The organism is Streptomyces phaeochromogenes, assembly GCF_001418655.1.
Taxonomy (GTDB): domain Bacteria; phylum Actinomycetota; class Actinomycetes; order Streptomycetales; family Streptomycetaceae; genus Streptomyces; species Streptomyces phaeochromogenes.
This window is the reverse complement of record NZ_LIQZ01000322.1, coordinates 1-10,564: the sequence shown is the minus strand read 5'-3', so window position 1 is coordinate 10,564 and position 10,564 is coordinate 1. Positions and strand designations below refer to the sequence as shown.

Genomic DNA, 10,564 nt, shown 5'->3' with positions numbered 1-10,564 from the left:
GTGTGGGTCTGGGCGGGGGTATGGGGAGTGCCACGGAGACGCTGCCTGAGCAACAGCTCACGCGACAACTCACGTGACCGGTCCACCTGAACAGACCGTCAGCGCCAACCAGTTGACCGGACCGACAGACCAGCGAGTGCCCGACCAAACCGTCGGGCTCCCCAAACCGCCTGCCCGGAGGAGCCCGACGCGAACCAACCCCGGCCCGCAGTCGCGCTCCTCTTCGCGGCCTTCTGACCGGCCACGGGGGCGCTGCAAACCACGGCACTCCGCGACCACCGCGCACCGGTCGTCCTCCCCCTACGACCCGACCGGCCGGCTCAGCGTCGTCGTGGTGTCAGGGGGTTGAGTCAGTTCCGCCTCGATGCTGCACGACATGCCCCGGTAACAGGCAACCCCGCACAGCCCCCTCGTCAGCGCCGGCACAATGCCTCCGTGCCTGATGCTGCTGTCCCGTCCTCCCCCGCCGTCTCCGCCCGCATGAGCCGTCAGGGCTCCCGAGACACTGCGCCGGAGGTCGCGGTCCGACGGCTCCTGCACGCCGCGGGAATGCGCTACCGAGTGAACGTCCCGGTGCCCGGCATGCCCCGTCGCACGATCGATATCGTCTTCCCCAAGGCAAAGATCGCGATCTTCATGGACGGCTGCTTCTGGCACGGCTGCCCTGAGCACGCGACGCAACCCAAAGCGAACGCCGATTGGTGGCGTGCCAAGCTCGACAAGAACATGGCGCGCGACCGCGAAACAACTCAGCATCTGAAAGCCGAAGGATGGACTGTTCTGCGCTTCTGGGAGCACGAGGGTCCTGCAGAAGTCGCCCAGTCCGTCACCCGGGCCAGGGAAGCTACAGCGAAGCCTGGTTACCGCCCCAGCAATCACGCATAGAGACAGCGGCCACCCGCGTCACACCATCAAGGCTGCCTCGCCTCGCGGCTCGACTGCTTCAACCGCACCCCATCGGGTTTCCGATATTGCTCCAATGAAGAAGGAGCAGGTCGACGCCGGGCACGCACCCAACTCCTCCAATATATAAGGAACTTGGCGCTGGCTGGGATTCCAACCAAGGTCACAAAGGTGGCAAACCATCGACCATGGTGCCACTACCGCTTCATCACCGAACCGCCAGGCAACGCACTTGCTATTCGCAACAAGTGACACCTCATCGACATCCCCACCGATGCGCCAATCATCCTAAAAGCCTTGATGTCAGACCATTTTGACGCAAGGAGCACTCTCTCGACACCGAGGGAGTCGTTAGCGATCGCGAACGCACCCAGGCTGTAGATGCCACCTACACATCAACCGGGCCCCCGTGGCGACCGTCGTCGGCATCGCCAGCGACGTCACTGACACCGAAATTGATCTCCTCCGCCCCAAAAGTGACCTTGACCGCAGTTGCCGATCCATTGACGACGAACTCCACAGAACAGGGCGTGTCCGCGGGGATCTCAGCGAACACCTCGCGCCGGTTCGGATGCACAGAACCTCCATGATTCCAAGATTGCTCGGACAATGACGAGCAGGACAAGCCGCAGCAGTAGGCAGCGCAGCCGCGACGGTTGAGTCACCCGGGAGTCGCCAGGCGGCGCACGGGGCGAGTATCGAGCATCTCCCGCAAAGCACACCTACGGGAACAGGAAATTAAGGACGCACCCTGACAAAACGACACCCGATCGCGAGCAGCGACTCACCTTCTCCAACGAAGGAGGGGGCGAGGGGAACCGCACGCGTATCACCGGGCGTACTGGACAACATGAGGACGAGTCGAAGCCCGCAGAAGCAGCGGGTGGCATGCAGCGTAGCACCATCGACCGCACGCATCGCACGCTTGATCGGTGCGAATTACGTTCGATGCAAGGCCAGTTGAACTGTTAGCATCGCCCCCACAACCCCACCCAGGCGACACGAGGTAGCTATATGCACCATATGTCCAAATGAAGTTAAGGAATGTTAAGTGCGGCGAGATCAATTAACTTTCGAGCTTGACGTAGAACGAGGGTGATGATGAAAGACTTCAGTGCCTGGCTCAGCGACATGTTGGTGGAGCGTGGGATGAGCCAAAAAACGCTCGCGCAGTTGACGGGAGTCACGGGCGCAGCCGTGACCGGGTGGGTCAATGGCCGCTCAGAGCCACGGTACGAAAAGATCGCCGCCATCGCCGCGGCCTTGGGCGTCGAGGTTGAAGACGCTGTCAGTCGCCGGACCCCGGTGGCACCTTCCGGTGACGTGAAGTGGATCTTCCGAGTAGCTCCAGAAGACGGTGGCCGAGAAGGTGGCAATACGGCTACCTTCGCCTTCTCGCCGAGCCTGGAGGTCCTGGCGCGGGAGGCAACTCAGAACAGCCTGGATGAGCAGCTTCCAGGGTCCGAACCGGTAGTCGCCAGACACACGCTTCACGAGTTGACTGGTCATCACCTGCGGGACTTCATGGATGCTCTCGGCTGGGAGTCGATCGAGGAGCACATCAATGCCGCGGCCGACGTCCGCCAGAAGGTCGGTCGTGTACTGCGGGACGGCCTCCAGGAGTTGGAGCGTACCCAGCGGCTCATTCTGCTGCGTGTGGACGACTTCAACGCCACCGGCCTCACCGGCCCGGAATTCGACGACGGACGTTTCGCACGCGTTGTCCGACGGACCCTGGACAGCGGGAAGGCGGGCGCACAAGGCGGATCCTTCGGCCTGGGGAAGGCCGCACTGTGGGCGGCCAGTCGATTCGGCCTGGTTCTGGTGAACAGCACGCTGTCGGAACCTGAAGGTGGGCGTACAGAGCGCCGCATGGCCGGCCGACTCGAACTGCCATGGCACACGCTCGATGGTGTGGAATACGCTGGCCCCGGCTGGTTCGGCACCGCCGCTCCTGGACGCCAGAACACCGCGCAGTCCTGGTGGGGCGAGAAGCGGGCGGCAGAGTCTCTCTACTTGGAGCGCAACGACTCCGCCCCCGGTACGTCCTTCCTCGTCGTCGGCGCCTATGACGGCTCCGGCGAGACCGAGGACTTGGAGGACATGCACGACCGCTTGGTGAAGAGTCTCGCGCGCAACTTCTGGGCCTCCATGGTCGGGGGAATGCAGGAGGGAGCGAAACTGCGCGCCTCGGTTGCAGCATTCCGGAACGGCGAACCTGTGAAGACCGAGGAAGTCATCGATCCGCACGTGCACGAACCCGCGCGCTCCCGGGCTGTGCAGGCATTCCTTGATGGAGACACGGTCGAAGAGCTCACGGACCGCAACCAGGTTCTACAAACCACAGTGCCCTTGGAGTTGCGCCGCCGCAAAGACGACATGACCTCCGAGGATCCCGGGGTGCATGAAGCGGTACTGCTCCTCACTCCTTCTGGTGAAGACGAACAGCCCGACTGCATTGCCTACATGCGTGCGACGCGAATGGTCGTGAAGTACAAGCGAGTCGGTGACCTTCCTCTGGGACATCGCCCGTTCCAAGCCGTCCTTCTGGCCGGCGCGGCAACCCGAAGTTTGGCACCCGACGCCGTGGCTGCCGAGCAATTCCTGCGCACCGCCGAGCCCCCCGACCACAATGACTGGCTCGGCACCGAGGATCTCACCGCGACGTACGAGCGCGGCGCCCGCCAAAAGATCATGGACTTCAAGAAGACGGCGGAGCAGAAGGTACGGGAAGTCCTGCGCGGACAACAGGATGAAGCCTCCCAGGACGAAGGTCCGGAGGTGCTGCGCGACTTGCTCCGGCTCGATCCGCCCAAGGTGACGCGGAGTCAGGGCTTCCCCATCGTGAAGGCGATCGAGGGCGCGATCGATGACACAGGCGCTTGGGATGTGACAGTCACGGTGAAGTTGCCCAAACGTGACGAGCCATGGGTCCTCGCAGCTGTGCCGAGGTTCCTTACCCGCTCTGCGGGCCCCCTGAGCGTCGGATGGAGCAAGTTGTTCCCACTTGATGGCTGCGCTTTGACGCCACATGGCAACCTAGCCTTCCGCGATGGCGCGACTCAAGGAAAGTTCCGCGGGATTACCGATGCTTCCAGCCACCCTGTGTCGGCGGCCATGTCCCAGGTGATGGTCGATGTACGGCGTGCCAAGGAGGAACTCTCGTGAGGACAGTATTCCCCTATCAAGTGCTCAGTGGTGACGTCACCCTACGAGTCGAGAAGCTCTCCGTCGACAACAGGCCCATCAGGCTGGAGCGGATCAACGACAGAGCTCAGGTCGTAGCTCTTCAAGACCTTGAGGAAACCAACGAGAGATGGACCGAGGTACGCCTCAGGGTGTCCGTAAGCGCGGATGGTGCAGAGCTTTCCTCTGGACCATGGAAGGTTCCACAATGCGTCGCCGTGGTTACCAACCGGCGGACCAACGTCTATCACGCGTTCCCGTTGCATCCCCAAGACGAGGGCACCTGGGTTGGCGACGTCGAGCTGAGACGTGAAGAGCATGTCGGCCGCAGCCAGTTGACCGCGAGCATTGTGGCGACGGTCGAGGACGTGGAGGGCAGGCTCATCGGTGCCTCCGATGCAGCCTGGGATGTGGACTTCGAAGCCAAGGTGCCCGCCCCTGAGCGCTCGATGAAGATGCGCTGGATCGACTTCGCCGAGCACGACCATCTCAAGGAATACCGCGACGACCCGTGGTTGGTCGACTCCGAAGCCGGCGAACCTGTGCTTCTCCTTAATTCCTCGGTGGACGGACTCCGGGGCGTACTAGAGAACGCCTCGACCGTCGAACAAAAGCTCGTTCGAGAGATAATGGCATCTCAGGTGGCGTCCGAAGCATGGAGCGCCATGTTCAACGCGGCTGTTTACGCGTGTGACGTGCTCGACGGTGAGCCACAGTGGCCCGGTGGGTGGCACGAGGATGTGCTAAGGAAAATGATCCCCGACCTGTACCCCGACCTCTCGCCCGAGGATGCACTGATTGAATTGGTGGAAGCCCGTACAGAGGGCGAGAACGGGAGTGACCTTCAACGCCGGATCATGCACGGTTCCGGAGTTCAGTCGCGCAAGCCCAGAAAGCTGACGACCGCTTTGCGGGACCTGCGACGCATGGCAAACAAAAGGGAGATCGCGTGACGGAGGATAGCAAGTTCGAAATACCTGAGACGCTGGGCAGGCTCTCGGACTCTGTCGCCAGTAAAGTGCTGACTCCCAGCGTGGTAAACGGCTCACCTTTGCCACAGGCAACGCTGATCAGCAACTCGACCGCCCCTCCGGACGATTCAGCTCGATGGAGTGCCGAGGAGGTGCGCACACTTGTAGAAGAAGCTATGGAACGGTTCACGAACGAGCGCCCCACGACCTCTGATGCTTGGCTTGCCCCCCGGTTGCACTACACCTTGCGATTGACTCGTGCCGAGGCAACGGATTCAGGGCTGTGGAACTTCATCGCGCTCCGGGTGGCACCGGACTATGTCCGGTGGCGCTGGGGACAGGAGAAGGATGGCCGAGTGGTCGTGGGCCAAGCAGCTCGGTTCAGCGGACGCTGGGACATCCAGTGCTTCTCACGTCTGTGGTGGACAGCAGAACTCTTCCGCGATGGCGAGGACTACCGCCCCGTGGTCGCTGCATGTAGCAATCAGGACGTACTCAACACGGCGCTGCGTCTGGACATGAACCACCATCGACCGTCTGCTCAGGCCTTGGTGGAGCTTCTCGAGAAAGGCGCCGTACGCACGGGACGCGATGTGAACGGCCTTGTCAAAGCCGCCGGAGCAGCAGGCAGCACATTGGTCTATGAAGTGATCGCTCCCGACGAGCCCAGGGACTATGACGCTCTGCAACAGTGGATCGACGCCGTCGAGTCGGATCCTTTGTGGAATCCGAACAGCCTCCCCCAGGGGCCTGTTGACGGCAGCGTCCCGTTTCGCTCGGTCCAACGACTGGCCGAATGGTTCGAAAACCTCTTCGAGACAGCGCCAGTTCGAGGCAAAGGGACCGAGGGGGATGCCGACCGTACGATCAATCCCTAAGCGCTCTGTACACCATTCCCGCCACTGCCTTGGCAAGTCCAACAGGCACGGCATTGCCGATCTGTCGGCCGATTTGGATCTTACTGCCGCTCCACTTGAAGGTGGACGGAAATCCCTGAATTAGGGCAGCTTCGTAATGGGTGATTGGACGGTGCTCTCGCGGATGGAGATAACGCCCCTTTTCCGGCTTGTAGAACTCGGTCCTGATGGTTACAGACGGCCGGTCCCAATACATGCGGCCCATTACATCATGAGACCCACTCGTGTGCGCCAGCCACCTCTCCGTGGAGAGTTCCGGCGGAAGGTTGTGACGGTTACCCCCCTCCGGAATTGCCCTGTAGCGCTTCTTGGAGAGGTCAGTCGGGTTACGGCCGAAATGCAAGTCTGTCGTCAGAAACGCACCGGGTAGGGTGATTTTGAGCGGCTCACACGTCCCCTCTGGCAGTTCCGTCGTGAGCGTCTCGGCAGGAGTGTGACTAAATACCGCAGGACCAACCGAAACCCACTTATCGAGTCCAGCGCCAGGAATGAAATCATCGGCATTCTTGGCGTGACTCGGAGCCGGATATTCCAATCCGGCTAGATTCTTGAGGTCTCGACGCACCGCGACGACAATTACCCGACGCCTGGCCTGAGGGACTCCGTAGTCTGCAGAATTCAGAACCGAATGCTGGACTAGCATATAGTCACGGAGCATACCGTCGGGCTTTTCTGTGGCCTCATGCAGCAATGCAAATTCCGGCGACAACAGGAATCGGTCAACATTCTCGACAACAAAAATCTTGGGCTTGATGGCATTGACAACCCGGGCATACTCTTGCCAGAGTTTATTACGCGGATCACTCTTATCTTCTTTTCCCAGTCCGGAGAAGCCCTGGCAAGGAGGCCCGCCGAGAATCACTTCCGCCTGAATCTCGTGCGCGTCCGGCTCCCAGTCCTCGATGTCCTTCGCATGAATGTGGTCGACACCGCCCGCTTCGTCCGCAAAATTCAAGGCATAAGTGGAGGCAGCGGCGATGTCATGCTCCACTGCTGCCACCGTGCGAAAGACTGGAGAACCTGAGCCGTTTGGCCTGAACTCATGGAACCCTTGAGTGAAGCCACCACATCCGGCGAAGAGATCAACGATGTTGATGGGGTCGGTGCGTTGGGTGGCGTTCATGTGGCCAGATCTTAGCCAGCGGCCCGCGGCTGCGGCGAACCGGACCCAGCGATGTCGAGAGCGGCAGCGATTTGCCGCCCGACTGCGGTAGCGAGAGGCGGGGGAACCGCCTGCCCCACCTGTCGGTAGCCTCGCGTCTTCTTACCAGCGATCTGCCAATGCGACGGGAACCCCTGGAGCAGGGCTGCCTGTGCCAGGGTCAAGGCAGGCAACTCGTTCCTCTCGCCTCCTTGCGCCCACCCATCCCTCGGCCCTGGTGGTTCGTCGGCGAGCGTGCCACCGTTGATACCGATCGTCTGCCAGATCGCCTTGGCCCGCTCAGGACCGAGATCCGGGCCACCTCGCTTGTCCGAACCGCCGACCAAGGTAGGCGCCACGATCTTCGCCTGTTGTGCCCAGGCTCGCGCGTGCGGCCAACCTCGACTGGCCATGGACGCATAGAGCACTTCACCAACCTGCGGCGACGGCCCGGGAGACGGGGCCGGCCAGACGAAGGCGTCTGCATACGGCTCTCGCAACGCGACAAAGAAGCCGTGCTCTCGGCTCTGAGCAACTCCAAAGTCCTTGGCGTTTAGGACATTCTTGAAGATTCGGAAGCCAAGGTGCTGCAACTCGTCTTCGATTTCCCTCCGCACATCAGCGAAGTCGTCCTTGTCGACCAATCCCCGAACATTCTCCACGAGTACCGCGCGCGGTCTGACTGCCCCGACCAGATAGAGGGCAGCCTTGACCAGCCGCCTCTCGGACTGATCATCCTTGCGGTTGATCGTCGCGATCGACTTCACTCGGGGCGTACCGGCAGACAACAGGTCCACGTCGTATACCTCCGGGTAGTGCTTTGGGTCGAAGGTGTTGAGGTCCTCCTCTACGAGGGTCCACTCAGGCCGATTGGCGAACAGCGTCGCGAGTGCCTTCTCGTCAGTATCCACAAGGGCGGCTGGCGAAAACCCCGCCGCCTCCAACCCGAGCGCAAGACCACCCGCGCCGGCGCAGATCTCCAGAGAGCTGAGAGAGGTCGAGGAGGGCATTCGGCTCCTTCGTCGGCGACAGGTATTTCATAACGTACGCCAAGAGGTGCCGCCACGGCAGGGAATTGAGGTCGCCTGGTTACCCGAGACACCGCCAAGGATCCTCCATGGCCTCCGCTTCAAAGTGGGTCTGCGCCCGATCTAGTGCGTCCTCCGGATCACAGCCATGAGCGCGCAGCCAGTGGAGGAGGTCTGCGATCACATCAATCGCAGCCTCCTCCGCGACGGCGAGGCTCAGCGTGCTCGGGGTTGCCGTGCGTGGCAGTTGAGCAGCCCCGTACAGCCCGAGCATGGCCTCGGCTCTCATCACGCGCGCGCCACCGCAGTGTCCGTTCGTGGACGACAGCCCTGTGGCCAGCTCGCACCAGGTCACCTTCCGGTCGGCGCAGAGTTGGACACCCCAGCGGTCTGCGATTGCATCGACGAGGGCCATGCCTCGTCCCCCCTCGGAGTCGGAGCCCGCGTCGAGGAGGGTGGGGAGCGCGCGGGTATCGGGGTCATGGACTTCGATACGCAGGTAGGTGCCGCGTACAGAGACGGCGAGCGTGACCGGGGTGCCGAGACCAACATGCGCAATGACGTTGGACACGAGTTCACTGACGCAGAGTTGAGCCTCGTCGGTGACGTCGTGCAGGCCCCAGACCCCCAGGTGGAGCCGCATGATGCGGCGCAGGGCTGCCACCTCCTCGGGTTCGGCCGTGAAGGCCAAGTCCCATGGCTTCCGGGACATGCACGCTTCCTGAATCACCGGGTCCCCTCTCGTCGCTCGCCGTCGCCGCCGCCGGCACCGGATGCTCGGCGGAGTGTCACGAACGCTCACAGTGAGTGGCGTTGCTTGCCAGGATGGCGCCCGCGCATCCCGTCGTGCAATGTGCACGGCGGGATTCCCACTTCCGAGTGATTGGCAAGCCTGCCCCTTGGCACGAGACTGAACGCCGGTTACCGAGAAGGGTGTTGGGAATGGCAGGTTCACCGACGGCACGCCGTCGTCGTCTCTCGATCGAGCTGAAGAAGCTGCGCGAGGCGAACGCCCTCACCTGCGCCCAAGTCGGTGCGGCACTGGACTGGAGCGGCTCCAAGGTCAATCGAATGGAGACGGGAAGCGGCAGGGTCCAGCCGTCCGACATCGATGCGCTGTGCCGCTTCTACGAGACCGGCGACGATCTGCGCGAGTTCCTGAAGTCGCTCGCGAGGCAGGCCAAGACGCGCGGCTGGTGGCAGGAGCACGGATCTGGTGTGCCCCAGTGGTTCTCCATCTACATCGGCCTGGAGCAGGAGGCCTCCACGTTCCGCCAGTATCAGTGCGAGCTGCTCCCGGGGCTCATGCAGACCCCGGCGTATGCCGGCCAACTCCACAGGACCGGAGCGCATCTGCCCGCCCAGGACATCGATCGGGCGGTGCGCGTACGCATGGAGCGCCAAGCCATGCTGACGCGGCCCGAGGCCCCGGATGCCTGGTTCGTCGTGAACGAAGGCTCCCTCCGCAATGTCATCGGGGAGCGGGCGTTGATGAGAGAGCAGCTCGAACGCGTCCTGGAGTCGGCGGAGTTGCCGAGCGTCACCCTGCAGGTGCTCCCGTTCGACTCAGGCACCTACCCGGCCACGGGATCGTTCACCATGCTCGGCTTCCCCGACCAGGAAGACCCGGACATCGTGTATCGGGACGGCATCACCGATGCCGTCTACCTGGAAGGGGAGCATCATGTGCGTGAGTACACCCGGGCCTTCGACGGCTTGAGAGCCGCCGCCCTGAGCCCTCAGCGCTCCGCCCAGCTGATCAAGTCCGTTCTTAAGGAATATGCAGGATGAGCATTGCGCGATCTGTTCCTGAGGCCCCTTCCTCGTGGTTCAAGTCCTCCTACAGCAATGGTGCGGGCGGTGAGTGTGTCGAGTGCGCCCACTCCGTCGACGGAGCCTTCGTACGTGACTCCAAGAACGCTCGTGGCCCCGTGCTCACGATTCACCTTCACGCCTGGCGGGCCTTCATACGGGCCTTGGATGGCGATGGTCCCGGGTCGCTCTGAACAGCTTCCACGAACATGCTCGGCAGAATCTGGCGAGGGAATCCACCCGGCGTGATGTGGTGCCGCCGGCTCGCACAGACTCGGAGCCGTGACACGTGTGGACTTGGAACGGTGACCTGTCGGCATACGCAAATGCGTGGGTTGGCGGTGTCTTGATGGCTTGGTCGAGCCAATGCTCGGGTGGTAGGGGGCGTTCGTGAGCCCGGGCTTCGAAGGTGCCGTGGGGCCGCCCGCTTCTTTTTTAGTGTCGTGATTCCGTGGGCCGTGTAAAGGGCGGCCTTCGGCCGTCGCCTGCGGCGATTTCGCTTCGCTTCACCCTTGACTCGGCCCACGGAATCACGGGGTAGAAGCGAGCGGGCGGCTCGGAAAAGTGGGGTCCCCGGGTTGGGGGGCGCGTCGGTTGGTTTGGGGG

General features: G+C 62.5%; 10 protein-coding genes. 7 read left to right on the top strand and 3 right to left on the bottom strand.

Annotated features, from left to right (window positions below):
- The 5 genes from AOK17_RS54105 to AOK17_RS49160 all read left to right on the top strand — a co-directional run.
- Nucleotides 1–49: SEC-C metal-binding domain-containing protein (locus AOK17_RS54105; protein ID WP_157881464.1), on the top strand; the 49-nt coding region annotated here is incomplete at its 5' end.
- 431 nt (nt 50–480) lie between these two features.
- Complete coding sequence (locus AOK17_RS49165) at nt 481–885, top strand: very short patch repair endonuclease (protein ID WP_079053463.1); 405 nt, start codon at nt 481–483, stop codon at nt 883–885.
- A 1,116-nt stretch (nt 886–2,001) separates the two neighbouring features.
- A complete protein-coding gene (locus AOK17_RS35460; protein ID WP_055616705.1) occupies nt 2,002–4,071 on the top strand; it encodes a helix-turn-helix transcriptional regulator in 2,070 nt (689 codons plus the stop codon).
- Nucleotides 4,068–5,042: a hypothetical protein gene (locus tag AOK17_RS35455; RefSeq protein WP_063997340.1), complete on the top strand. Its 975-nt coding sequence runs from the start codon at nt 4,068–4,070 to the stop codon at nt 5,040–5,042. The genes AOK17_RS35460 and AOK17_RS35455 overlap by 4 nt, the downstream gene beginning before the upstream one ends.
- A complete protein-coding gene (locus AOK17_RS49160; protein ID WP_245697568.1) occupies nt 5,039–5,938 on the top strand; it encodes a DUF6339 family protein in 900 nt (299 codons plus the stop codon). The genes AOK17_RS35455 and AOK17_RS49160 overlap by 4 nt, the downstream gene beginning before the upstream one ends.
- Here AOK17_RS49160 and AOK17_RS49155 read toward each other — a convergent pair.
- The 3 genes from AOK17_RS49155 to AOK17_RS35440 form a co-directional block, all read right to left on the bottom strand.
- Complete coding sequence (locus AOK17_RS49155; protein ID WP_079053462.1) at nt 5,928–7,100, bottom strand: DNA cytosine methyltransferase; 1,173 nt, start codon at nt 7,098–7,100, stop codon at nt 5,928–5,930. The two genes, AOK17_RS49160 and AOK17_RS49155, sit on opposite strands and share 11 nt — an antisense overlap.
- An 11-nt stretch (nt 7,101–7,111) precedes the next feature.
- The gene (locus AOK17_RS35445; protein WP_055616702.1) at nt 7,112–8,128 is read right to left on the bottom strand and encodes a DNA cytosine methyltransferase; all 1,017 of its coding nucleotides are present in this window, start codon (nt 8,126–8,128) and stop codon (nt 7,112–7,114) included.
- 79 nt (nt 8,129–8,207) lie between these two features.
- Nucleotides 8,208–8,858: an ATP-binding protein gene (locus AOK17_RS35440; protein WP_055616701.1), complete on the bottom strand. Its 651-nt coding sequence runs from the start codon at nt 8,856–8,858 to the stop codon at nt 8,208–8,210.
- Between the two features lie 230 nt (nt 8,859–9,088).
- Here AOK17_RS35440 and AOK17_RS35435 point away from each other — a divergent pair, with 230 nt between their 5' ends.
- Nucleotides 9,089–9,937, top strand: a complete 849-nt coding sequence (locus AOK17_RS35435) for a helix-turn-helix domain-containing protein (protein ID WP_055616700.1) — start codon at nt 9,089–9,091, stop codon at nt 9,935–9,937.
- Entirely contained in the window at nt 9,934–10,152 is a 219-nt protein-coding gene (locus tag AOK17_RS49150; protein WP_079053461.1) for a DUF397 domain-containing protein, read from the top strand. Before AOK17_RS35435 ends, AOK17_RS49150 begins: the two co-directional genes overlap by 4 nt.
- Nucleotides 10,153–10,564 lie beyond the last annotated feature (412 nt).

Bases quoted from the DNA above. Each gene is read 5' to 3' on its own strand.
- AOK17_RS35435 (WP_055616700.1), top strand. From the start codon at position 9,089: ATGGCAGGTTCACCGACGGCACGCCGTCGTCGTCTCTCGATCGAGCTG.
- AOK17_RS35440 (WP_055616701.1), bottom strand. From the start codon at position 8,858: ATGTCCCGGAAGCCATGGGACTTGGCCTTCACGGCCGAACCCGAGGAG.
- AOK17_RS49150 (WP_079053461.1), top strand. From the start codon at position 9,934: ATGAGCATTGCGCGATCTGTTCCTGAGGCCCCTTCCTCGTGGTTCAAG.
- AOK17_RS35460 (WP_055616705.1), top strand. From the start codon at position 2,002: ATGATGAAAGACTTCAGTGCCTGGCTCAGCGACATGTTGGTGGAGCGT.
- AOK17_RS49165 (WP_079053463.1), top strand. From the start codon at position 481: ATGAGCCGTCAGGGCTCCCGAGACACTGCGCCGGAGGTCGCGGTCCGA.
- AOK17_RS35445 (WP_055616702.1), bottom strand. From the start codon at position 8,128: ATGCCCTCCTCGACCTCTCTCAGCTCTCTGGAGATCTGCGCCGGCGCG.
- AOK17_RS49155 (WP_079053462.1), bottom strand. From the start codon at position 7,100: ATGAACGCCACCCAACGCACCGACCCCATCAACATCGTTGATCTCTTC.